Raw genomic sequence first — 21,277 nt, 5'->3', positions numbered from 1 at the left:
CCCCACCCCGTGACGGCGGGCCCGCCCGGCTGGGTGCCGGCCGGGTCCCGCCCCGGAAGGGCCCGGTGGTCGCGGCCACCGGGCTCGTCCGCGCCCGGAGACCGGCACCGGCTCCCGTAGACTGGAGCGGGTGCCGGACACCCCCCCCCATCAGTCCCAGCACGGCAGTCGAACACGAGGAGCGTGTGCACGTGGCGTCATTCCTGGAGAAAGTCCTCAGGACCGGAGACAAGAAGGTCCTGACGAGGCTGCGGTCCTACACGACCGCCATCAACAGCCTCGAGGACGGCTTCCGGGAGCTCAGCGACGCGGAGCTGCGCGCCGAGACGGACGCGTTCCGCGCCCGGGTCGCCGACGGCGAGTCCCTGGACCGGCTGCTGCCCGAGGCCTTCGCCGTGGTCCGGGAGGCCGCGTCCCGCACCCTGGGCCAGCGCCACTACGACGTCCAGCTCATGGGCGGCGCCGCCCTGCACCTCGGGAACATCGCCGAGATGAAGACCGGCGAGGGCAAGACCCTCGTGGCGACGGCCCCCGCCTACCTCAACGCCCTCTCCGGCAAGGGTGTCCACGTCGTCACCGTGAACGACTACCTGGCCGAGTACCAGGCCAACCTCATGGGGCGCGTCTACCGGTTCCTGGGCATGGAGACCGGCGTGGTGCTGGCCAACCAGGACCCGGCGACCCGCCGCCAGCAGTACGTCGCCGACATCACGTACGGGACGAACAACGAGTTCGGCTTCGACTACCTCCGCGACAACATGGCGTGGAGCCCCGACGAGCTCGTGCAGCGCGGCCACAGCTTCGCGATCGTCGACGAGGTGGACTCCATCCTCATCGACGAGGCCCGCACCCCGCTGATCATCTCCGGGCCCGCCTCCGGCGAGGCCAACCGGTGGTACACCGAGTTCGGCCGCCTCGTGCAGCGGCTCGACGCGGGCACCGACTACGAGGTGGACGAGAAGAAGCGCACCGTCGGCGTGCTCGAGTCCGGGATCGAGAAGGTCGAGGACTGGCTCGGCATCGACAACCTCTACGAGGCCCAGAACACCCCGCTCATCGGCTTCCTCAACAACGCCATCAAGGCCAAGGAGCTCTTCCGCGCCAACAAGGACTACGTGGTGCTCAAGGGCGAGGTCATGATCGTCGACGAGCACACCGGGCGCATCCTCGCCGGCCGACGCTACAACGAGGGCATGCACCAGGCCATCGAGGCGAAGGAGGGGGTCGAGATCAAGGCGGAGAACCAGACCCTCGCCACGGTCACCCTGCAGAACTACTTCCGCCTCTACGAGAAGCTCGCGGGCATGACCGGCACCGCCGAGACCGAGGCCGCGGAGTTCATGAACACCTACGGGCTGGGCGTCGTGTCCATCGAGACGCACCGCCCCCTCGTCCGCATCGACCGCCCCGACCTCGTCTACAAGAACGAGGTCGCGAAGTTCGCCGCGGTGGTCAAGGACATCGAGGAGCGGCACGCGAAGGGCCAGCCGGTCCTCGTGGGCACCGTGTCGGTCGAGAAGAGCGAGTACCTCTCCAAGCTGCTCGCCCAGCGCGGCGTCCGCCACGAGGTCCTCAACGCGAAGAACCACGCCCGGGAGGCCGCGATCGTCGCGCAGGCCGGCCGCAAGGGCGCGGTGACCGTGGCCACCAACATGGCCGGCCGCGGCACCGACATCATGCTCGGCGGCAACGCCGAGTTCAACGCCGTGGACCGGATGCGGGAGAAGGGCCTGGACCCGCAGCGGGACGCGGAGGAGTACGAGCGCGTGTGGCCGGACGTGGTGGCCGGCTGCGAGGAGGAGACCCGCGCCGAGCACCAGGAGGTGGTCGACGTCGGCGGTCTCTACGTCCTGGGCACGGAGCGCCACGAGTCGCGGCGCATCGACAACCAGCTGCGCGGGCGCTCCGGGCGGCAGGGGGACCCGGGCGAGTCCCGCTTCTACCTCTCCCTCGCGGACGACCTCATGCGGCTGTTCAACGCCGGTGCCGCCCAGCGGCTCATGGCGGGGGCGCCGGACGACACCGCGCTCGAGCACAAGATCGTCTCCCGCGCCATCGCCTCCGCGCAGAGCCAGGTCGAGGGGCGCAACGCCGAGCAGCGCAAGAACGTCCTCAAGTACGACGACGTCCTCAACCGCCAGCGCGAGGCGGTCTACCGCGACCGCCGCCGGGTCCTCGAGGGCGACGACCTCCAGGAGCAGATCGTCCAGTTCGTCGACGAGGTGGTCACCTCCACGGTCCAGGACCGCACGGCGGTCGGCCACCCCGAGGACTGGGACCTCGACGGCCTGTGGGAGTCCCTGCGCACCATCTACCCCGTGACCCTGTCGGTCGACGAGGTCGTGGAGGAGGCCGGGGGCCGCACGCGGCTCACGGCGGAGTTCCTGCGCGAGCAGATCCTCTCGGACGCCCGCCTCGTCTACGACCAGCGGGAGGAGGAGGTGGGCGCGGAGGCCATGCGCAACCTGGAGCGGCGCGTGCTGCTGTCGGTCATCGGGCGCAAGTGGCCCGAGCACCTCTACGAGATGGACTACCTCAAGGAGGGCATCGGCCTGCGGGCGATGGCCCAGCGCGACCCGCTCGTGGAGTACCAGCGCGAGGGCTACGCGATGTTCCAGGAGATGATGGGCGCGATCCGCGAGGAGACGGTCTCGACCCTGTACCGGATGGAGATCCGCCGCCAGCGCGTGGGCGCCGACGGCGGGCCCGTCGACCTGCAGATCCCGCGCCAGCCCAGCTTCCTGCAGTACACCGCGCCCGCTGAGACCGGCGGCACGCAGACCCGCACGGAGCCCACCGCGGCGGGCCGCGGCGAGGACGACGCGGACGCCGCCGCGGCGTCCGCCAACCGGGCCGGGCGCCGGGCCCGCGCCCGGGCCGCCAGCGCCGAGTCCGCGGAGGGCTGAGCCCGCCGAGGACAGGTTCCTCCCCAGGCTGAGTCCGCCGGGGGCTGAGCCTGCCGGGGACTCGGTCCGCCGGGGTCGAACGCGCCGGGGCGGGGAGGCGGGGTCAGCCGACCTCGAGCTGCGTCACGCTCCAGCCCCGCCCCAGCCGCTCCACCCGCATGGCCACGGCCCGGCTGCGCCTCGGCTCCACCACCACCAGGGCCACCTCGTAGACCCCGCGGCCCACCCGGCAGACCCGGCACCTGCGCACGTGGGGGTTCCGGTGCAGCTCCTGCAGCGCGGCCTTGCCCTCGAACTGCTCCTGGAGCAGCCGGAGCATGTCGGCGCGCTGCTGGAAGCGCTCCACGATCTCCGGGGTGGTCCAGCGGCCCAGCTGTGCCGCCGGCCGGCTCCCGCCCAGCACCTCCACGGCCGCCTGGCCGATGGAACGGGCCAGGGCCGTCACCCGGCCCAGCTCGTCCTCGGCGTCGTGGCCCAGCACACGCGTGGCGCCCCACGTGTAGCCGCCGGGGGCCGTGGGCGGCGCCGGGCGCCCCCGGCGGGCGGAGGGCCCGGCCGCCGGGCGTCCGCGCTCGGGCGCGAGCGGACGGGCAACGGGGTCGGAACCGGCGGTGGGTGCGTTCATGACGGGCCTCCTGGGAACGGTGCTGCGGTGGGTCGATGGTGGGGTGCCGCGGAGCCGGGGCGGGTCAGGGCCCCCCGGCGCCGGGCACGACGAGCCGCTGACCCGGCAGGAGCCGGTGCGGTCCGTCCGGGAGCACCGGCCGGTTCAGCTCGTACCAGCGGGGCCATGCACGGGCGACCTGCTGGTCGGAGGCCTCCGGGCCCAGGTGGGCGGCGGCCAGGGACCACAGAGTGTCCCCGCGCACGACCGTGACGGCGCCGTCCACTGTGCGCTCCGCCACCGAGGGGCCGGTCCGCGGGAAGCAGGGATCCGGATCCGTCGACGGCGCGGGGGCGGACTCCCCGCCCGGGACGGGCTCGCGGTCGGGGCCGGGTCGGGGTCCGGCACCGGGGGCGGGCGCCGGGCCCGGTGCCTCCGGGGCGGGGGTCGTCTCCTCCGGGGCGGACGTCGTCCCCTCCGCGGCGGGGGCCGGCTCCTGCGCGGACGCCCCGGCGCCCCAGAACGGGGAGGGTGCATCGACGGCGACCGCCGCCGGGGCCGCGAGCAGCTGCAGCCCCAGTGCCGTGGCCGCCGCGCGGCGCAGCAGGGCGGGGGAGCACCGCCCGCAGATCCCGGCCAGGCGCTCCCAGCGGTGGTGACCTGCCAGCACCGCGAGCACCGCCAGGGCGGTGGCCAGGATCCAGGCCGCCACCACGGCGCAGCCGAGCACGGCCGCCGCGAGCCCGATCAGCGCCCCGGTGTCCGGGCCCCCGCCGGTGCGGACGCCGCCCGCACCGGCCAGGGCTGCGCCGCAGGCCGCGGTGGCCGCACCCAGGGCGGGCACCAGGAGCACAGACCACAGCGGAGCGGACGCGGTGCTCGCGGATCCTGGCGTGCCGATCATCTGGTCTCCCGGAAAGTGAGTTTTAACGTCGTTTGACAGCATTTGTTGCTGTTTGACGTCGTGAAGCATTGCTAGCACCCCCTGGGTGCCGGTGTAAAGGTCTCAGCGGCCCGCGGTGGACATGACGTTCCTTGACGAGGGCAGGGCGGACGCCTACGTTGAGGCCCTGCGCGACCGGACGGCCCGGGAGCCGGAAGGGGAGGCCCTGCAGTGCGCTGGGAGCAGCTGTTCGCGGACCTGGAGGCGCAGCTGGCCTCCGCGCACCAGCAGGGCGTGGAGGAGGAGGCGGCGGAGCAGGCCCGCGCGGAGTACTCCCGGGTGCGCCTGACCGACCGGCTGCGCCTCCGGCAGGGCGAACCCGTTCGGGCCCTGCTCACCGGTGCCGTCCCGCTCGAGGGCCGGGTGCGCACGGTGGGCGCCGGCTGGGTCGTCCTCGAGGACCGGGGCACCGAGCACCTGGTGCCGCTGGGAGCCGTCCTGTGGTGGGAGTCCCTCGGCCGGGGGTGGGCGCCCGGTGACGACCCGCTGGCCCTGCGGCTCGGCCTGGGGCACGCGCTGCGCGCCCTGGCCCGGGCCAGGGCCGGGGTGCGGATCCGGCTCGCCGGCGGTGGACCGCTGGGCGAGCTCGAGGGGACGGTCGACCAGGTGGGCGCGGACTTCTTCGACCTGGCCCTGCACCCCGACGACGACTACCGCAGACGGGGCAGCGTGACCGCGCTGCGCGCCGTGCCGTTCCCCGCGCTGGTCTGCGTCTCCTCGCTCACGGCGGGGTGAGACGGTCGGCGGCGGCGTCCCGGTGGATCAGTCGAGCGCGCCCGAGCGCACCGCCTCCGCCGTCCGCTCGTAGCCGCGGGCGATGTACTCCTCCAGCTTGGCGGTCTCGACGCGCCACTGGCCGCGGCCGCCCACCTGGATGGCGGGCAGCTCCCCGCTGCGCACGAGAGCCCTCGCCTGCGTCGCCGAGATGTTGAGGATCTCGGCGACGTCCGCCAAGGTCAGGAAGCGCTGCTGCGCCATCCTCCGCCTCCTTGCTCGTGGTTGCTCTCCCGTTCCAGTCTGCCACCGAAGAGGCGCAACGGCTCCCCGTCCACATGCGGCGTCGCCACCGCCCGCCCCGGGCGGGCACGGGTGGCCGGGGCGCGCCTCCTGTCCCCAGTTGTGCACCGACCGGTTCCCGGGGCACCACGGCCGCGGGCAGAATGTGGGCCACGAGCACGGTCCCCACGGCCGTGCGGGCAACGAGAGAGGCGGTCGCCGATGAGCGGCACGGTCAGGGGCACGGACGCCCCGTCGGCCCGGTTCCGGAGACCGACCTGGCGGGACCCGAGGCTGCTCACCGGGCTGCTGCTCGTGCTGCTCTCCGTCGCCGGGGTGACCGCCGTGGTCACCGCCACGAACCGCACGGACCCCTACCTGGCGGCCGCCCGGGACATCGAGGTCGGCCAGGACGTGACCGGGGAGGACCTGGTGGCCGTCGACGTCCGGCTGCAGGACGCGGCGGACCTCTACGTCCCTGCGGACGCGGCACCGGGGCCGGGCACGGTCGCGACGCAGCGGATCCCGGCGGGCCAGCTGCTGCCAGGGTCCGCGCTGGGCACCGCGGACCGGCTGGACCGCAAGCCGGTCGCCGTCCCGGTGGACCATCCGCTGCCCCAGGACGCCGGGGCGGGAACGCGCGTGGACGTCTGGGTCGCCGCCCAGAAGCCCTCCGGCCGCGGCCACGAGCCGGCCCGCCTGCTGCTCCCGGCGGCCGAGATCGCCGGCGTGCAGACGGAGCAGACCGCCCTCGGCGCGGGCCGCGGCACCGTGGTGCACGTCCTGGTCGAGGAGGACCCGATGGAGGAGCTCGTGGACGCGCTCGGCAACGACGCCCGCGTCACGCTCGTGTGGAATCCCGCGGGCGGCCGGTGATGGTCCTCCCGGTCATGGCCCTGGGGGTCTCCACCTGGCCCCTCGTCGACGGCATCGAACGGCTGCACGGACCGGTCACGGTGGTCCGCCGATGCCTCGACCTCACGGAGCTGCTGGCCGCGGCGCGCGCCGGACTCGGCCGGGCCGCCCTCGTGGCGGAGGGCGCCGAGGACCTCACGGCGAGCCTGCTCGAGCAGATCCGGCTCGGCGGCGCGGCGCTGCTGGTGCTGGAGGGCCACGACCACCGCCGCCTCGCCGGTCTCGGCGCCGTGGTCGTCCCGGAGCGGGCGGCCCCCGAGGACGCCGCCCGCCTCGTCGAGGAGGCCGTCGCCGCCGCGTCGGGCGCACCGAGCGGGGTGGGCTACGCCGACGTCGTCGCGGCGGGCCGCGCCGACGGAACCGCCGCCGTGCCCGGCGCGCCCGCCCCCGCGGCCGGCGGGCACCCGCAGGAGGGGGAGGACGGCGACGGGGCCGAGTCCCCGGCACCCCGCGGCGCCGGGCGGATCGTGGCGGTGTGGGGGCCCACCGGAGCGCCGGGCCGGACCACGGTGGCCGTCAACCTCGCCGCGGAGCTCGCGCTCCTGGGGCAGGACACCGCACTCGTCGACGCGGACACCTACGGACCCTCGGTGGCCGCGGCCCTCGGGATGCTGGACGAGGCGGCGGGTCTCGCCCAGGCGTGCCGGCTCGCCGACCAGGGGCGGCTGGACGGGGTGAACCTGCGGCGGACGGCCGCCGACGTGGCCGTCGCCGGGCGCACCGTCCGGGTGCTCACGGGGCTGACCCGTCAGGACCGCTGGCCGGAGCTGCGCTCGAGCGCCGTGGCGGCGGTGCTGGAGCGCTCGGTGCAGGAGTTCGGCACCACGGTGGTGGACTGCGGCTTCGCGCTGGAGGCCGACGAGGAGCTCACCGTCGACACCATGGCTCCCCGCCGGCACGCGGCGGCCCTCACGGTCCTGGAGCGCGCCGACGTGGTGGTGGCCGTGGGCGCCGCGGACACCATCGGCGTGCCGAGGCTGCTGAAGGCGCTGCCGGACGTCGCCGCGGCCGCGCCCGGGGCCCGGCTCGTCGTCGCCGTCAACAAGCTGCGCTGCTCGGCGGCGGGACGCTCACCCGAGCTGGGGGTCCGGGAGGCGTGGGCGCGGTTCGGCTCCGGCCCGTCGGTCGAGCTGTTCGTGCCGTGGGACCCGGAGACCTGCGACGAGGCGCTGCTGGCCGGGGCCGTCCTCGCGGAGACCGCGGCGGGATCCTCCGTGCGGGCCGCGATCCGGGAGCTGGCCGGCCGGGTGCTCGCCGAGCCCGGGGAGGCGGGGGCGGACGAGGACCCGCTTGTGCGCGGTACTAGGCTGGGCGGCAGGATCGGGGCCTGGCTGCGGCGCTGATCGCGGGGGCGCCGTCCGGCCCCTCCCCACCTGCGACCACCGGAGGCGACGTGGCGTTCACGGAACCGCTCAGGGACACCAAGGACTTCGGGCCCGGGGACTACGAGTGGCTCCACCTGCTCGTGGGGGACTGGCAGCTCATCTCCGACCTCGCCTTCGGCGACCTGATCCTCAGCTTCCCGGCCGACTACATCCCGGCCGCGGGCAGCGGCAACGGGCGAGGCATGCCGGCCCCCGGCAGCTCGTTCCGGGTGCTCGCCCACGTGCGGCCGGCGACGGGTCCCACGGTCTTCCACAAGGACATGGTGGGCGAGCTGCTGCCCGACGAGCTGAGCGGGCCCCTGCGGGCCGCCTGGGTCGGCCGGCGGATCGAGCGGGTGCGCCCGTCGGGGGAGGGGGCCGGTGCCTCCGGCCCGGTCAAGGTGGTCCCGCTCGTGCGCAAGGGGCGGACGCTCGCCCTGCTGACCCTGCACGCCGGACGGGCACCGGGTCAGGTGGTCTCCCGGCAGGAGATCGTCTACCGCGAGACCGCCGACGCGCTGCTGCGGATGGCCAACGAGGGCCTGTGGCCGGACTTCTCCGCCCCGACGGGCTCGCGCCGCGGCGCCCCGCGCGTCGGGGACGGCGCTATCCGGCTCGACGCCGAGGACCGCGTGACCTACGTCTCGCCCAACGCGGAGTCGGCGCTGCGCCGGCTGGGGATCGACGGGGAGCTGCTCGGGGAGCGGCTCATGGACCTCGTGCCTCCCGTGCTGGTGCCGGGGGCGGACTCGGACGAGACCCTCGCCCCCGTGCTCAGCGGCCGGACGGCGTGGCGCAGCGAGGTGGAGGGCGCGCGCGTGAGCGTGAACTTCCGCTCCGTCCCGCTGCGGGACCGGTCCGGACGGCTCGGCGCGGTGCTGCTCTGCCGGGACGTCACCGAGCTGCGCCGCCGGGACCTGGAGCTCGTCTCGAAGGACGCGACCGTGCGGGAGATCCACCACCGCGTCAAGAACAACCTGCAGACGGTCTCCGCGCTGCTGCGCCTGCAGGCCCGGCGGATGACCACGGACGAGGCGCGGCACGGGCTGGAGCAGGCCATGCGCCGGGTCGCGACCATCGCGATGGTGCACGAGACGCTCTCCCAGGGGTTCACGCAGAACGTGGACTTCGACGAGCTCATCGCCCGGCAGTTCCGGCTCGCGGCGGAGGTGGCCGCGCCCGAGCAGACGGTGCACACGCGGATCATCGGGGAGTTCGGGGAGCTGCCGACCCGCCTGGCCACCCCACTGGCGCTCGTGATCAACGAGCTCGTCACGAACGCGGTCGAGCACGGCCTCGCCGGGCGGACCGGCACGGTCACCCTGGAGGCGTCCAGGGTGCAGGACGAGGACGGCGCCGGTCAGCTGCTCGAGGTGGTGGTGAGCGACGACGGCGCCGGGATGGGCGACGTGGTCATCGAGGAGTCCGGGGTCGGCGCCTTCCGCAGGGCGGGCGGCGGCGAGGGGCTCGGGATGCAGATCGTGCGCACCCTCGTGGCGGGCGAGCTCGGGGGCTGGATCCGCTGGGAACCGCGGCAGGGCGGGGGCACCGAGGTGACGGTGTGCGCCCGCCTCGACGACTGATCCGGCGAGGGCCCGGGAAGCGGCGAGGACCGGGACCCCGCAGGGTTCCCGGTCCTCGGTGCGAGCGGAGCGCTCAGGAGGCGCGGCGGGCGCGGGCGGCGCGGCGCTTGAGGGCGCGGCGCTCGTCCTCGCTCATCCCGCCCCAGACGCCCGCGTCCTGGCCGGACTCGAGGGCCCACTGCAGACAGGTGTCCATCACCGGGCAGCTGCGGCACACGGCCTTCGCCTCCTCGATCTGCAGGAGAGCAGGTCCGGTGTTGCCCACGGGGAAGAACAGCTCGGGATCCTTCTCCAGGCATGCTGCGCGACTACGCCAATCCATGGTCAGCGATCGCTCCTTTCAAGGGTGGGTCCCGTCGGGGCAGGGCAGAAGGATCCTGCGGCGGCCGCGTCCGGGACAAGAGAAAAGGCCCATTCGCACGGGCCTTGTGAAGAACTGACGTCTACCTTCCCACGCCGGAGGGGTGCGGACAAGGGCTTTGGGTGGCGCGTCACAGCCGGGTCGGTGAGGCGTTGCTCACAGGACGCCCGGGGCGGGCCGCCGCACGATCCGCACGGCGGGCCGCGCCGGCGGCGGGCGGACTAGGGTGGCGGGGAGCGCCGGGGCCCGCCGCCCGGCCGGAAGGAGAACCCCATGCCCACCCCCTCCCGGGACGCCCGGCCCCGCGCGGTCGCGGTCCTGACCGGCGTGGTGCTGCTCGAGGCCCTGGTCCTCGCCGGGGCCGCCCTGCGGCTGGTCTGGTCCCTCCTGTTCGAGGAGCCCCTGACCGTGGGCGGAACGGTCTTCCTCGCGGCGGTCTTCGCCGGGGGCGCCCTGTGGCTGCTGCGCGTGGGCCGGGGCCTCTGGCGCGGCTTCCGGTGGCCCCGCGCGGCCGCGCTCGTGGTCCAGCTCTTCCTCCTGGTGCTCGCCTACCCCCTGCTCCGGTCGGGGCAGTGGGGGCCCGGGCTCGCGACGGCGGTGCCGGCCGTCCTCGTCCTCGTCCTGCTCTTCCGGCCGGGCGTGCTGGCGTGGACCAGCCGCACCGTCCGGTGAGCGGGTCCGCCCGGCCGGTCCCCGCGGCCCCGGGGCGCGCCCGCCCGGGACGGCCGGGCAGGACCAGTACAGTTGGAGCGCCCGTGCCCGCCGTCGTCGTGCCCGGCCCCCGTCCGTTCCGTCCCCTCCCGTCGAGCAGCTCCGAACAGGTGGTCCCGTGACTCCCCGCCGCATCGTCATCGTCAGCCGCATCTTCGCCCCCGAGCCGGCCGCCGCGTCCTTCCGGCTGCGGGCCCTGGCCCGTGGCCTGACCGAGGCGGGGGCGGAGGTCACGGTCCTCACCACGCGCCCGCCCGCCGGGTCCGTCATCGAGCCGGAGCCCTACGACGTGCGCCGGTGGCCCGTCCTGCGCGACCGGTTCGACTACGTGCGCGGGATCGTCCAGTACCTCAGCTTCGACGTCCCCGTCCTCTTCCGGCTGCTGGCCACCCCGGCCGACCTCGTGGTCAGCGAACCGCCCCCCACCACGGGGATGGCCGTGCTCGTCTCCTCGCTCCTGCGGGGCCGTCCCTACGTCTGGTACGCCCCCGACATCTGGACCACCGCCGCCGAGAAGATGGAGGTCTCCGCGCCGGTGAAGCGGGCCATGCGCGTCATGGAGACCCTCGCGGCCCGGCGGGCCGCGGGCGTGCTCACCGTGTCCGAGGCCATGGGCCGCGAGCTGCAGTCCGTCACCGGCGTGGCCTGGGAGAAGGTGCTCGTGGCGGAGAACGGCATCGACACCGACGTCTTCCGCCCCGACGGACCGGTGGCCGAGCCCGGCGCCCCCTACTTCGTCTACGCCGGGTCGATGTCCGAGTGGCAGGGCGCCGACGTCTTCGTCCGCGCCATGCCCCGCGTCCTCGAGGCCCACCCCGACGCCCGCCTGCGCTTCTTCGGCAGGGGCTCCGACATCGACCGCGTCCAGGAGATCGCCGAGCGGCTCGCCCCGGGGAGCGTGCTCTTCGAGGGGCTGCGTCCCGCCGCCGAGACCGCGGAGTGGACCCGGGGGGCCGTCGCCGCCCTGGGCGCGGTGCTCCCGGGCATCGGCTACGACTTCACCAAGCCCACCAAGATCTACGCCGCCGCCGCGTGCGGGACGCCGGTCGTCTACGCGGGGGCGGGGGTCGCGGCCGAGCTCGTGCAGGACAACGGCCTGGGCGCGGCCGTCGACCACGACGCCGACGCGGTGGCCGAGGCCATGATCGCCGCCCTCGACCGCCGGCTCGACCCGGCGCTGGCCGAGGACAACGACCGGGAGCGCCGCCGCCGGGCCGCATGGGCGGCCGAGAACGCCTCCCTGGCGGCCTCCGGTCGCCTCGCCGCCGAGTGGCTGCTCCAGGGCTTCCCCGACTGATCAGGTACTTTGGTACGCAGCGCACGCCCGGCGCGCCCGTGCCGCCCCCTCACCGGCCGGACGCCGGCCGGGCCCACCAGGACACCAACCCCAGGAGTTAGCCCGTGAACGCAGATCTCGTCGTCGTAGGGTCCGGCCTGTTCGGCCTGACCGTGGCCGAGAGGGCCGCCAACGAGCTGGGCCTCGACGTGGCCATCATCGACCGGCGGCACCACATCGGTGGCAACGCCTACACGGAGAACGAGCCCCAGACCGGGATCGAGGTGCACCGCTACGGCGCCCACCTGTTCCACACCTCCAACGAGCGGGTCTGGGACTACGTGAACCGGTTCACCGACTTCACGGACTACGTGCACCGGGTCTACACCCGGCACCACGACGAGGTCTTCCCCATGCCGATCAACCTCGGCACGATCAACCAGTTCTTCCGCGCGGCGTACTCGCCGGCCGAGGCCCGGGCGCTGATCCAGGAGCAGGCCGGGGAGCTCGCGGGGACGGACCCGCAGAACCTCAACGACAAGGGCATCCAGCTCATCGGCCGGCCGCTCTACGAGGCGTTCATCAAGCACTACACGGGCAAGCAGTGGCAGACGGACCCCAAGGACCTGCCCGCCTCGATCATCAACCGGCTCCCCGTGCGCTACACCTACGACAACCGGTACTTCAACGACAAGTACGAGGGCCTGCCGGTGGACGGCTACACCGCGTGGCTCGAGCGCATGGCGGACCACCCCAAGATCGACGTCCGGCTGGACACCGACTTCTTCGACGAGGGCCACGACTACTCCCGCTCCGCCGTCTCCGGGCAGGTCCCGGTCGTCTACACGGGCCCCGTGGACCGGTACTTCGACTACGCCGAGGGCGACCTCTCGTGGCGGACCATCGACCTGGAGCAGGAGGTCCTGCCGATCGAGGACTTCCAGGGCGCCCCGGTGATCAACTACCCGGACCCCGACGTCCCCTTCACCCGGATCCTGGAGTTCCGCCACTTCTACCCGCAGCGGGACTACACCACGGACGCCACGGTGATCATGCGCGAGTTCTCCCGCTTCGCGGAGAAGGGCGACGAGCCGTACTACCCGGTCAACACCTCGGTGGACCGCGAGAAGCTGCTCAAGTACCGCGACCTCGCCCGCGGCGAGGACAAGGTCCTGTTCGGCGGCCGCCTCGGCACCTACAAGTACCTGGACATGCACATGGCCATCGGGGCCGCGCTGTCCATGGTCGACAACAAGCTCAAGCCCCACTTCACCGGCGGGGCCACCATCGAGAGCGGGGGAGTGGACGCGTGACCGCGACGACCCAGGACACCGAACGGACCGGCACCGAGGGCACCTCCTACCGGGTGCTGCAGGAGCTCGTCTTCCCGGCCAAGGACCGTTTCCCGACCCAGCCCCTCTACCTGGACTCCCGGGCGGACACGGGCACCGCCGCCCAGCAGGAGGACACGAAGGAGCAGCGGCCCCAGATCGTGGTCAACGTGGCCTCCGACGCCGGGGCCGCCAGCGGCGTGGCGATCCTCGGCCGCACCTCCGTGCGCGTGCCGGCCCGCAGCACCGTGTCCTTCGCCACGTACTTCAACGCGTTCCCGGCCAGCTACTGGCGGCACAACACCCACCTGCGCGAGGTCGTGCTGCGCGTGCGCACCACGGGCCGCGGCTCGGTGAACGTGCACAGCTCCAACGCGCGCGGCGAGTCCGTGCCCGTGTCGGTGCACGAGGTCTCCGGCGCCGAGCGGCTGACCGAGGTCGTGCTGCCGCTGAAGGCCTTCGCCGACGGCGGGTGGTACTGGTTCGACGCCACCGCGGCGGACCAGGAGCTCGAGGTCCTGGGCGCCCAGTGGCTGGGCGACGGCACCGGCACCACGGAGGGGTCCGTGACCCTCCAGATCACGACCATGAACAAGCCCTCCTACTGCCTCACCAACGCCCGCCGCCTGGACGAGCAGCGGGAGCACCTGCCGCAGGTCGCGCAGGTCGTGATCGTGGACCAGGGCAACCAGAAGGTCGTCGACGAGCCGGGTTTCAGCGAGGTCCAGGAGCGCTTCGGCGACCGGCTGCGCGTCATCGACCAGGGCAACCTGGGCGGGGCCGGCGGCTTCGCCCGCGGCATGTACGAGGCCGTGCGCGCCGACAGCACCTACGTGCTGCTCATGGACGACGACGTCGAGATCGAGCCCGAGGCCGTGCGCCGGATCAGCGTGTTCGCCGACTTCTGCAAGCGGCCCACGCTGGTCGGCGGGCACATGATCGACCTGCTCAACCCGACGAAGATCCACAACTTCGGCGAGGCCATGGACCCGTACAGCTTCCAGTACGGCCCCGCGGGCGAGGGCGTGGAGATCGGCCACGACTTCCGCCGCAGCAACCTGCGCAGCACCGCGTGGATGCACCGCCGCATCGAGGTGGACTACAACGCGTGGTGGATGTGCCTGATCCCCACGCAGGTCGTCCGCGAGATCGGCCTGGCGCTGCCCGTGTTCATCAAGTGGGACGACGTCGAGTACGGCATCCGGGCCAAGGCGGCCGGCTACCGCACCGTGTCCCTGCCCGGCGTGGCCGTGTGGCACCTGGCCTGGGCGGACAAGGACGACACCATCAGCTGGCAGGCGTACTTCCACAAGCGCAACCAGCTCGTGGCCGCCCTGCTGCACTCCCCGTTCGACCGCGGCGGCGAGGTGCTCGGGCGCAACGGGATCAAGGACCTGCGGCACCTGCTGTCCATGCAGTACTTCGCGGAGGAGGCCCGGGTCCTGGCCCTGCGGGACGTCCTGGCCGGGCCCGAGGCCCTGCACGAGCTGCTGCCCCAGCGGATCCGCGACGTGCGCCGGATGATGACCCAGCACTCCGACGCCGTCTACGAGGCGGACCTGGACGCCTACCCCACGGTCGCGTCGGCCAAGCCCCTGCGGACCCGGCGGCTCTCCGCCCCGCACGGGCTGAAGGTGCTCACCTCGGCGACCACCGCCGTGGTGCGCCACCTCGCCGTGCGCCCGCAGGAGCAGGCAGAGCAGCACCCGCAGGTGCACCTGCCCTACCAGGACGCCCGGTGGTGGCGGCTGGCCCGCTACGACAGCGCCCTGGTCTCCGCCTCGGACGGCACCGGCTACACCTGGTACAAGCGCTCGCCCCGGGAGGCCCGCGCCCTGATGGCGGAGTCCCTGCGCCTGCACGCCCAGCTGGCCCTGCGCTGGCCGGAGCTGTCCCGCCGCTACCGGGCCGCGCTGCCGGAGGTCACCTCCATGGCGGCCTGGGAGGCGACCTTCCGCGAGCACTCGGAGATCGGCGCCTGATGCCGGCTGCCACGGTCGTCCGGAGGCCGTCCCCCGGGACGGGGCTGCCGGCGGTGTTCCGCCAGCGCTACCTGCTGAAGCTGCTGGTCGACAAGGAGCTGCAGATCCGCTACCGGGGCACGGTCCTCGGGCTGCTGTGGTCCTACGTCAAGCCGGGGATCCAGTTCGTCGTCTTCTACGTGGCCCTGGGCATCTTCCTGGGCCTGGAGCGGGGGATGGAGAACTACGCCGTGTACCTGTTCTCCGGGATCATCCTGATCAACTTCTTCTCGGAGTCCTTCGGCAACGCGGCGCGCTCGATCGTGGCCAACGCGAGCCTGATCAAGAAGATCTACCTGCCCCGGCAGATGTTCCCCGTGGCGTCCGTGTGGGTCGCCGGCGTGCACCTCATGCCGCAGCTGGTGGTCATGCTCCTGGCCGCCCTCATCGTGGGCTGGTCGCCCACGTGGATCTCCCTGCTGGCCGTGCCCGCGGCGCTGCTGATCGTGGGTCTGCTGGGGGCCGGTCTGGGCATGCTCTTCGGCGCGGCGAACGTGTTCTTCCGCGACGCCGAGAACTTCGTGGACCTGATCGTCATGGTCAGCACGTGGTCCGCCCCGGTGCTCTACTCGTGGACGATGGTCCGGGACGTCCTGGGCCCGGTGTGGTTCGCCGGGTTCATGCTGAACCCCCTGACCGTGGCCGTGGAGCTCTCGCACGCGGCGTTCTGGCTGCCGACCACCACCCCCGGCGCCCACGAGGTGCCGCCCCACCTGTTCTCCCTCTGGACGCCGGTGGCGCTGCTGGTGGTCACGGTCGTCATGTTCCTGGGCGACCTGCTGTTCCGTCGCCTCGAGGGCCGATTCGCGCAGGAGCTGTGACGATGAGCACCGACCGCACCACCCCGCCGGCCGAGCCCGCCGTGGTGGCCGAGCACCTGGCCAAGGAGTTCTCGCTCCGCCACGCCCGATCCCTCAAGGAGACGGTGATGTGGCTCGCCCGGGGGCGGCGCCAGGACATCTCCAACCGCTTCCGCGCCCTCGAGGACCTCAGCCTCAGCATCCGGCCGGGCGAGAGCGTGGCGCTCGTGGGGCTCAACGGCTCCGGGAAGTCCACGTTCCTCAAGCTGGTCTCCGGCGTGATGAGCCCCGACGGGGGCTCGCTCACGGTCAACGGGCGCGTGGCCGGGCTGATCGAGGTCGGCGCCGGCTTCCACCCCGACCTCACCGGCCGCGACAACGTGTACCTCAACGGCGCGATCCTCGGCATGTCCAAGGAGGACATCGACCGGAAGTTCGACCAGATCGTGGCGTTCTCCGAGATCGAGCAGTTCATCGACACCGAGGTGAAGTTCTACTCGTCCGGCATGTACCTGCGCCTGGCCTTCGCCGTGGCGGTGTTCACCGACCCGGACATCTTCATCATCGACGAGATCCTCTCGGTGGGCGACGAGCCCTTCCAGCGCAAGAGCCTGGGCCGGGTCAAGGAGCTCTCCGAGGAGGGCAAGACGCTGCTGGTCGTCAGCCACGACTTCGACGTGGTCCGCAAGGTCTGCGACCGCGGGGTGTGGATCGAGCACGGCCGGGTCCGCAGCGACGGGCCCATCGACGAGGTGATCGAGCAGTTCCGCGCCGCGGAGAACGCCGGCTGACTGCCCTCCCTGCCCGCGGTCCGCGGACGACGACGGGCCGCCCGGCTCCGCGAGGAACCGGGCGGCCCGTCGTCCGTCGCAGGACGGGGATCCCGCGGCAGGCTCAGGCGCCGTCGCAGCCGACGATCTCGTAGAGCGCGGCCTGCCCGTTGCGCTCGACCAGCACCAGGTTCAGGTCCACGGCCGGGTCCACGGCGTTGACCCCGGTGTAGGCGAGGGCGGACGGTTCGTCCGGGATGATGAACTGGGTCCCGAAGTCCAGGACGTAGCGGACGTCGAGCTCCTCCGCGGCCTCGCACGCGGGACTGCCGGGGACGGCGGCGTCGATGCCCGTCACGATCTCCCGCACCTCCGGGCCGGGCGTCCCCACGTGGTACTGGGTGACGGGCCGCTCACCGACCGCGAACGCCAGGGAGCCGCCGTTCCACGGGTTGACGGCGATGACGTCCTCGGGGTCCGTGAGCTCGTCGAGGTCCTCCAGGAGCTCGTACTCGTCCCGGGTCAGCACGCTCTCGGCGCCCTCCCACGCGTAGTACTGCTTGCCCCACCGCGTGGCCTGGGTGAGGGACCCGATCTGGGAGTAGGGCACCACGAGCGCCAGCACCACGACGGCCGCGACGGGAAGGGCTGTGCGGGCGGCCCGGGGCCGGCCGGCGAACGAGGCGAGCGCCGTGGCCCCGGCCGCCAGGCCCTCCACCACGTGCGCGGCGCCGAGGGCGGCGAGGGGTACCGCGGTCAGCGGGAGGGTGGCCGCCAAACGGTAGGAGTCCACGTACCAGCCCCCGGTCAGCCACTCCCGCCACGGGCCCTCCTCCCCGCCGGCGGAGACCGCGTACAGGAGCACGAGCGACAGGTGCCCCAGCACGAGCCAGCGCAGCCGGCGGCGGCTGATCGCGGCGTAGATCCCCGCCGCGGTCAGCACCACGAGCACCCACGGGACGTCGTCGCGGCCGTTCGCCGTGAACATGACGGCCTCGCCCACGCCCCGGCCGAAGGACGTGAAGGGGTCCCACGCGCGGTCCGTGGTCAGGACGTTCCACAGGAGCAGCCACGTGGTGACCACGACGACCGCGACCGCGGCGAGCCCGAGGGCGGGACCTCGGCGCCGGGCGCCCGCGGCCGCCCGCAGCCCGAGCCACCACGCCGTGGCCGCCAGGGGGACCGCGACCACGAGCAGGGCGAGGAACGCGTTGGGCTGGGAGACGAACAGCGCGCCGAGGGTGACCACCAGGCTGGCGGCCAGCCGGACCCGGCCGGCCGCGTCCGGGGTGCGCGCCGTCCGGTCCGCGCTCACCCCGGGGCCGAGCAGCCGCACGAGCAGGCCGAGGGACACGGGGGCGAGCGCCAGGGCGAGGATGTTGGGGAAGAGCGGCCCCCAGGCCATCAGGCCCAGCGGGAAGACGCTGAACCCGGCGGCGGCCGTGCCGGCGACCACGGCCGCCACGGGGGACGGGCCGACGAGGCATCGGACCAGGAAGATGCACGAGGCGGGCCAGACGAGCCCGCCCACCGCGAGCAGCGTCAGGTTGTGGGCCACGAGCACGCTGTCCCCGGCCAGGGGCACCGCGAGGGACGCCAGCTGGTGCCACGCCGCGGGGTACAGCGCGATGGTGCTCTCCGGGCTGACCATCCGGTTCAGGGTCAGGGTCGAGCCGTTGCCGGTCTCGACGACGTAGCGGATGGCGTTGAGGTGGAAGATGTTGTCCCAGCGCTGGGCCATCGCCTCCGGGTGCCCGATCACGGACGCCATCCGGCGCACCAGCAGCACCGCCCCGATCGCGAGCCCGGCGGCCGCGCCCGCCGGGAAGAGCCGGCGGCCCGCGCCGCCGGAGCGCTCCGCCGGGCCGGCCGGGTCCGCCCCGGCGTCGTGCGGGCCGGGCGCGTGGCCGCCCCGGGGGAGGAGCCGGCCGACCAGCCACGCCAGCGCCGCCAGCACCACCGCGGCGGCCACCTGGGTGAGCGCGCCGTAGGGGATGCCCGCCAGGTCCAGGACCACGCCCGTGAGCCCGACGACGGCGACGCTGAAGACCGGTGCCGTCAGCAGGATCCGGCCCCCGCGCTGCCCGAAGGCCCACAGCAGCGCCAGCCCCGGCAGCCACAGGAACGCCAGCAGGACCAGGAACGCCGGCAGATGGGGTCCCCAGTCCGTCAGCACGTCGGTCCTGCGGGGCTCTGCCTGGCAGCGGGCACGGTCTTGTCCTCACGGTGGGGGGAAGGGTCGGGTCGATCATAGCGGCCGGCCCGGGTCCGGCCGCCGACCTGACTGGCGGGTCCGGCGCGCTGTGCGAGAATGTCCGGGTGAGTCGTTCGTGGATCGTCATGCCCGTGTACAACGAGGCGGCCGTCGTGGGAGAGGTGCTGAAGGAGCTCCGGAAGACCTTCCCGCACGTCGTCTGCGTCGACGACGGATCCTCCGACGACTCGGCCCGGATCTGCGCCGAGGCCGGCGCCGTCGTCGTCCAGCACCCCATCAACCTCGGGCAGGGCGCGGCGCTGCAGACCGGTTTCGAGTACGCCCTGCAGGACCCCGGGATGGACTGCGTGGTCACCTTCGACTCCGACGGCCAGCACCGCGTGACCGACGCGTGGGACATGGTCGAGCGGATCCGCTCGGGCGAGGCCGAGGTCGTGCTCGGCTCCCGCTTCCTCGACGGGCGCACCCGGATCTCCCCGCTCAAGCGGGTCGTGCTGCGCACCGCCGCGTTCTTCTCGAAGCTGTCCACCGGCATGGACCTCTCCGACGCCCACAACGGGCTGCGCGCCATCGACCGGGGCACCCTGTCCCGGATCCGGCTGACCCAGAACCGGATGGCGCACGCCTCGGAGATCGTCAACCAGCTGGCCGACATCCGGCCCCGCTGGGTCGAGCACCCGGTCGAGATCATCTACACGGACTACTCGAAGTCCAAGGGGCAGTCGCTGCTCAACGGCGTGAACATCCTCGCCGAGCTGTTCGTCAAGTAGTCCGCACCCAGTCCGCACCGTCGAAGGGAAGAGCCGTCCGATGATCTACGCCGTCCAGATCCTGCTGGTCCTGGCCGTGGGCTACGGCGCGCTCGCCCTGATCCGCGGCGGGGCCAACGCGAAGCACCAGGCGATCCGCCGCGTGGTGGGCCTGGCCTTCTTCGTCTTCGCGGCGCTGTCCATCTTCTTCCCCGACCTGCTCACGGGCGTGGCCCACTTCTTCGGGATCGGACGCGGCACCGACCTCGTCCTGTACGGCTTCGTGGTGATCTTCATGATCACCCAGGCCACCTCCGCGCTGCGCAACCGCCAGCAGGAGGTCAACGTGACCCGGCTGGCCCGGCACATCGCGGTCGCCGAGGCGGAGCGGCCCTGGGCCCCGGCCCCGGAGCACGCCCAGCGCGCCTCGGTGCGGGACTTCGCCGAGACCTCCCCGGCGCCGCGCCCCGCGGCCTGACCGGTCCCGGCGCGGATCAGGCCTCCCGGAGCACCCGGGACAGCAGGTCCGGCCGGTCCGTCATGACGCCGTCCACCCCCCACCCCAGCAGGCGGCGCATGTCGTCCTCCCGGTCGATGGTCCAGACGTCCACCCGCAGACCCGCCTGCTGGGCGCTGCGCACGAGTCCGGGCGTGAGCACGCGCAGTCCCAGGAGCGAGTCCGGCGGCTGCAGGCCCTGGAACGGGAGCGTGTGGTGCTGGTGCCGGCCCAGCAGGCACAGCAGCCGGAAGGCCGCGAACTCCGTGGGGGAGGCCGCCGTGGGGACCGCCCCGCCCGAGACCTGGCGGAACCGCCGGATCGAGGCGGTGCGGTTCGTCGCGACGAGCGTGCGCTCCTGGGCACCCGCCGCCCGGACGGCCCGCCAGACGATCTCCTCGGCGCCGGGACGGTTGCCCTTGAGCTCGATCGCCACGCGGTGCTCGGGGAACGCCTCGTAGACCTCCGCGAGCGTCGGGACGTGCACCCCGCGCCCCCGCCACGGGAAGGTCCCGCCGTCGAGGGTGAACGCGTGCCCGGCGTCCAGGCGCTGGAGCTCCGCGGCGGACATCAGCGCGACGGCGCCGGTCCCGTCCGTCGTGCGGTCCACCGTGAGGTCGTGCATCAGCACGGCCGTGCCGTCGGCGGAGGCCTGCACGTCGAGCTCCAGCACCACGTCCCCGAGGGCGGCGGCGGCCCGGAACGCCTCGAGGGTGTTCTCCGGGGCGACCTCGGCGCCGCCCCGGTGCGCGAAGACGGGCGGCCAGTCCCGGGGCACGGCTGCCCTCGGGACCGGCGACGGGTCCACCAGGTGCCGGCCGAGGGCCGCTCCGGCCGCGCTCGTGAGCAGGTTCCCGGCGAAGGGGACGCCCGCGCGGAGCAGCGCCCGGAGACGAGCGGCGACGTCGGGGCGTGTTCCGCCCTGCTCGGTGGTCACGTGGGTCACGGCGGTCCTTGCGATCGGGGGCAGTGCGTGCGGCACGGGTGGTGCCGTGACGCGGACGCCCGGGGGGGAGCGTGTTCGCCCGCCACCCTACGGCCCGGCGGCCCGGCCTGCACGCCCTTTCGGGACGTGGCCCCCGCCGACCTGTTTCCATGCGCCCGCATCCTGTGACACTTCATGTGTTTCCGGACGGGAACAACGTCGCAGGTCAGCGACGGCTGTCCACAGGAGCCCGGACGGGGGTTGTGGGGACGACATCGGATCGGCCTATGTTCCTGTGCATGCGCTCCGGG

The 21,277-nt window shown here is 73.6% G+C and carries 19 protein-coding genes; 13 read left to right on the top strand and 6 right to left on the bottom strand.

What is annotated here, in order from left to right:
* Window positions 1–191 precede the first annotated feature (191 nt).
* A complete protein-coding gene (secA, locus tag ACZ2G1_RS05570; RefSeq protein ID WP_109222181.1) occupies window positions 192–2,906 on the top strand; it encodes a preprotein translocase subunit SecA in 2,715 nt (904 codons plus the stop codon).
* A gap of 103 nt (window positions 2,907–3,009) precedes the next feature.
* Here secA and ACZ2G1_RS05565 read toward each other — a convergent pair whose 3' ends face one another.
* Both ACZ2G1_RS05565 and ACZ2G1_RS05560 read right to left on the bottom strand, forming a co-directional pair.
* Entirely contained in the window at window positions 3,010–3,531 is a 522-nt protein-coding gene (locus tag ACZ2G1_RS05565; protein WP_017833629.1) for an Rv3235 family protein, read from the bottom strand.
* 64 nt (window positions 3,532–3,595) lie between these two features.
* Window positions 3,596–4,414 carry a LysM peptidoglycan-binding domain-containing protein gene (locus tag ACZ2G1_RS05560; protein WP_470377564.1) on the bottom strand — a complete coding sequence of 273 codons (819 nt, stop codon included), beginning with the start codon at window positions 4,412–4,414 and terminating at the stop codon, window positions 3,596–3,598.
* Window positions 4,415–4,624: 210 nt separating this feature from the next.
* On the opposite strand from ACZ2G1_RS05560, the gene ACZ2G1_RS05555 reads away from it, so the two are divergent.
* Window positions 4,625–5,188 carry a hypothetical protein gene (locus tag ACZ2G1_RS05555; protein WP_017833631.1) on the top strand — a complete coding sequence of 188 codons (564 nt, stop codon included), beginning with the start codon at window positions 4,625–4,627 and terminating at the stop codon, window positions 5,186–5,188.
* 27 nt (window positions 5,189–5,215) lie between these two features.
* On the opposite strand, the gene ACZ2G1_RS05550 is transcribed toward ACZ2G1_RS05555, so the two are convergent.
* Window positions 5,216–5,431 (bottom strand): helix-turn-helix domain-containing protein, encoded by a 216-nt coding sequence (locus ACZ2G1_RS05550; protein WP_017833632.1) that lies wholly within the window; start codon window positions 5,429–5,431, stop codon window positions 5,216–5,218.
* A 240-nt stretch (window positions 5,432–5,671) separates the two neighbouring features.
* Here ACZ2G1_RS05550 and ACZ2G1_RS05545 point away from each other — a divergent pair, with 240 nt between their 5' ends.
* The 3 genes from ACZ2G1_RS05545 (at window position 5,672) to ACZ2G1_RS05535 (ending at window position 9,311) form a co-directional block, all read left to right on the top strand.
* Complete coding sequence (locus ACZ2G1_RS05545; protein WP_017833633.1) at window positions 5,672–6,325, top strand: SAF domain-containing protein; 654 nt, start codon at window positions 5,672–5,674, stop codon at window positions 6,323–6,325.
* 224 nt (window positions 6,326–6,549) lie between these two features.
* The gene (locus ACZ2G1_RS05540; RefSeq protein WP_470377716.1) at window positions 6,550–7,707 is read left to right on the top strand and encodes an AAA family ATPase; all 1,158 of its coding nucleotides are present in this window, start codon (window positions 6,550–6,552) and stop codon (window positions 7,705–7,707) included.
* A 50-nt stretch (window positions 7,708–7,757) separates the two neighbouring features.
* Window positions 7,758–9,311, top strand: a complete 1,554-nt coding sequence (locus ACZ2G1_RS05535; protein ID WP_017833635.1) for a sensor histidine kinase — start codon at window positions 7,758–7,760, stop codon at window positions 9,309–9,311.
* A 73-nt stretch (window positions 9,312–9,384) separates the two neighbouring features.
* Here ACZ2G1_RS05535 and ACZ2G1_RS05530 read toward each other — a convergent pair whose 3' ends face one another.
* Complete coding sequence (locus tag ACZ2G1_RS05530; protein WP_017833636.1) at window positions 9,385–9,633, bottom strand: WhiB family transcriptional regulator; 249 nt, start codon at window positions 9,631–9,633, stop codon at window positions 9,385–9,387.
* A 312-nt stretch (window positions 9,634–9,945) separates the two neighbouring features.
* Between ACZ2G1_RS05530 and ACZ2G1_RS05525 the strand changes: the two genes are divergently transcribed.
* From ACZ2G1_RS05525 to ACZ2G1_RS05500, 6 genes are all read left to right on the top strand, one after another.
* Window positions 9,946–10,344, top strand: coding sequence for a hypothetical protein (locus ACZ2G1_RS05525; protein WP_017833637.1), 399 nt, complete (start codon window positions 9,946–9,948; stop codon window positions 10,342–10,344).
* A gap of 157 nt (window positions 10,345–10,501) precedes the next feature.
* Window positions 10,502–11,680: a glycosyltransferase family 4 protein gene (locus ACZ2G1_RS05520; protein WP_017833638.1), complete on the top strand. Its 1,179-nt coding sequence runs from the start codon at window positions 10,502–10,504 to the stop codon at window positions 11,678–11,680.
* A 104-nt stretch (window positions 11,681–11,784) separates the two neighbouring features.
* Window positions 11,785–12,972 (top strand): UDP-galactopyranose mutase, encoded by a 1,188-nt coding sequence (glf, locus tag ACZ2G1_RS05515; protein WP_017833639.1) that lies wholly within the window; start codon window positions 11,785–11,787, stop codon window positions 12,970–12,972.
* On the top strand, window positions 12,969–14,972 hold the full coding sequence (locus ACZ2G1_RS05510) for a glycosyltransferase (protein WP_017833640.1): 2,004 nt from the start codon (window positions 12,969–12,971) through the stop codon (window positions 14,970–14,972). Before glf ends, ACZ2G1_RS05510 begins: the two co-directional genes overlap by 4 nt.
* Window positions 14,972–15,832 carry an ABC transporter permease gene (locus tag ACZ2G1_RS05505; RefSeq protein ID WP_017833641.1) on the top strand — a complete coding sequence of 287 codons (861 nt, stop codon included), beginning with the start codon at window positions 14,972–14,974 and terminating at the stop codon, window positions 15,830–15,832. Before ACZ2G1_RS05510 ends, ACZ2G1_RS05505 begins: the two co-directional genes overlap by 1 nt.
* Before the next feature lie 2 nt (window positions 15,833–15,834).
* On the top strand, window positions 15,835–16,602 hold the full coding sequence (locus ACZ2G1_RS05500) for an ABC transporter ATP-binding protein (RefSeq protein ID WP_051063783.1): 768 nt from the start codon (window positions 15,835–15,837) through the stop codon (window positions 16,600–16,602).
* Window positions 16,603–16,705: 103 nt separating this feature from the next.
* Here ACZ2G1_RS05500 and ACZ2G1_RS05495 read toward each other — a convergent pair whose 3' ends face one another.
* Window positions 16,706–18,757: a DUF6541 family protein gene (locus tag ACZ2G1_RS05495; RefSeq protein WP_470377563.1), complete on the bottom strand. Its 2,052-nt coding sequence runs from the start codon at window positions 18,755–18,757 to the stop codon at window positions 16,706–16,708.
* 143 nt (window positions 18,758–18,900) lie between these two features.
* On the opposite strand from ACZ2G1_RS05495, the gene ACZ2G1_RS05490 reads away from it, so the two are divergent.
* Together ACZ2G1_RS05490 and ACZ2G1_RS05485 are read left to right on the top strand one after the other, a co-directional pair.
* Window positions 18,901–19,566, top strand: coding sequence for a glycosyltransferase family 2 protein (locus ACZ2G1_RS05490; protein ID WP_229588149.1), 666 nt, complete (start codon window positions 18,901–18,903; stop codon window positions 19,564–19,566).
* Between the two features lie 40 nt (window positions 19,567–19,606).
* The gene (locus tag ACZ2G1_RS05485; protein WP_017833646.1) at window positions 19,607–20,023 is read left to right on the top strand and encodes a DUF2304 domain-containing protein; all 417 of its coding nucleotides are present in this window, start codon (window positions 19,607–19,609) and stop codon (window positions 20,021–20,023) included.
* 16 nt (window positions 20,024–20,039) lie between these two features.
* Here ACZ2G1_RS05485 and ACZ2G1_RS05480 read toward each other — a convergent pair whose 3' ends face one another.
* Window positions 20,040–20,987, bottom strand: coding sequence for a glycerophosphodiester phosphodiesterase family protein (locus ACZ2G1_RS05480; protein ID WP_052132956.1), 948 nt, complete (start codon window positions 20,985–20,987; stop codon window positions 20,040–20,042).
* Window positions 20,988–21,277: the final 290 nt, after the last annotated feature.

The sequence above is a fragment of the Kocuria sp. KKT182 genome (genome assembly GCF_055635395.1).
Note: the sequence above shows the minus strand (reverse complement) of the source record. Positions and strands in the feature narration are given on the sequence as shown.